General features: G+C 76.8%; 1 protein-coding gene. It reads right to left on the reverse strand.

The window, feature by feature from the left end; all coding sequences use genetic code 11:
* Window positions 1-113: 113 nt before the first annotated feature.
* Entirely contained in the window at window positions 114-1895 is a 1782-nt protein-coding gene (locus ACFU74_RS37145; protein ID WP_380764556.1) for a DEAD/DEAH box helicase, read from the reverse strand.
* Window positions 1896-1918: the final 23 nt, after the last annotated feature.

The following is a 1918-nucleotide window of genomic DNA, read 5'->3' on the forward strand; positions in this document are numbered from 1 at the left end:
ACCGGCCCGGCTCCCCCGGTCCGGGGTGAGCCGGGCCGTTCGGACGCCGGGTCGGTCAGGGGCTGAAGGTCGCCCGGTCGCCCGGTCGCCCGGTCAGCCTGGCGCCCGGTCGCTCAGTCGGTCTGGCGGCGCTGGCGGCCGGTGCCGTAGTTGGAGCCGGACTTGGAGCCGCTGCCGGGCTTGGACCGGCCCGAGGAGCGGCCGATGAAGCCGGCCGCCTGGCGCGGCGCGCCGCCGCCCTGGCCACCGCCCGCACCGCCGACCCGCTGCTTGGGCCGGGGACGGCGCGGGTTGCCGTTCATGTCGACGTCGGCCGGCAGCGCCGAGCGCTTGCCGGAGCGCCGGCGCGGACCGGACGCGGAGGTCTTCGGCGCGGCCTTCCCGGCCTCCGCGTCGACGGGGGCCGCCGGGGCGGGCACCGCCAGGGTGACCGGCACGCCGCTCGGGGTGCGGGCGCCGGTGATCCGGGCGAGCTCGACGTCGCCGGGGCGGACCTTGGTGGTGGTCGGGCGGATGCCGGCCACGGTCATCAGCCGGCCGACCTCGCGCCGCTGGTCGGGCAGCACCAGGGTGACGACGGTACCGGACTCGCCGGCCCGGGCGGTGCGGCCGCCGCGGTGCAGGTAGTCCTTGTGGTCGATCGGCGGGTCGATGTTGACGACCAGGTCGAGGCCGTCGATGTGGATGCCGCGGGCGGCGACGTTGGTGGCGATCAGCGCGGTCACGTGGCCGTCCCGGAACTGGTCGAGCACCCGGTTGCGCTGCGGCTGGGACTTGCCGCCGTGCAGCGCGGCGGCCTTCACGCCGTTGGCGAGCAGCTGCTTGGCCAGCCGGTCGGCGCCGTGCTTGGTGTGCACGAACATGATCACGCGCCCGTCGCGGGAGGCGATGTGGGCGGCGGTGGACGCCTTGTCGGCCGGCTCCAGCTGGAGCACGTGGTGGTCCATGGTGGTGACCGCGCCGGCCGAAGGGTCGACGGAGTGGGTCACCGGATCGCTCAGGAAGCGCTTGACCAGCCGGTCGACGTTGCGGTCCAGGGTGGCGGAGAACAGCATCCGCTGCCCGCCCTCGGCGACCTGCTCCAGCAGCTTGGTGACCTGCGGCAGGAAGCCCATGTCGGCCATCTGGTCGGCCTCGTCGAGCACGGTGATCGCGACGTCGGAGAGCCGGACGTCGCCGCGGCCGATCAGGTCGTCCAGCCGGCCGGGGGTGGCGACCAGGACCTCGGCGCCGCGCCGCACCGCGTTGGCCTGCCGGGTGATCGACATGCCGCCGACGACGGTGGCGATCCGCAGGTTGACGGCGGTGGCGTACGGGGTGAGCGCCTCGGTGACCTGCTGGGCGAGCTCACGGGTCGGCGTCAGCACCAGCGCCAGCGGGTGGCGGGCGTCGGCGCGCTTGCCGGCGGTGCGGGCGAGCAGCGGCAGGCCGAAGGCGAGCGTCTTGCCGGAGCCGGTGCGGCCGCGGCCGAGCACGTCGCGGCCGGCGATCGAGTCCGGCAGGGTGGCGGCCTGGATCGGGAACGGCTCGGTGACGCCCTCGCGGGTCAGCGCGGAGAGGATCCCCTTGGGCAGCTCCAGCTCGGCGAAGCTCGCCGCCGGCGGGCGGGCCGGGGTGCCCTCGACGACGGTGAAGTCGGCGGGCTCGGCGACGCGGGGGGCGTTGCGGCGCGGCGGCCGGGTGGACGCGCCGGCGCGCGGGGCGGAGCCGGAGCGGGGCGCGGCGCCGGTGCGCGGGGCGCCGGAGCGGTTGCGGGGCTTGCGGGTGCGACCGCCGTCGCGGGGCGGCTGGGCAGGGGTGGTCACGGGTTTTCTCCGTCCGTAGCGCGGCAGCCCCGGTCGGGGCTGGTCGGCCGTCGGAAAAAGGAGTGCGCCGCCCCGGCCGTTCGGCGGCATGGGCGAGGGCCCGCACCGTGCGG

The sequence above is a fragment of the Kitasatospora sp. NPDC057500 genome (genome assembly GCF_042802195.1).
Classification (GTDB): Bacteria; Actinomycetota; Actinomycetes; order Streptomycetales; family Streptomycetaceae; genus Kitasatospora.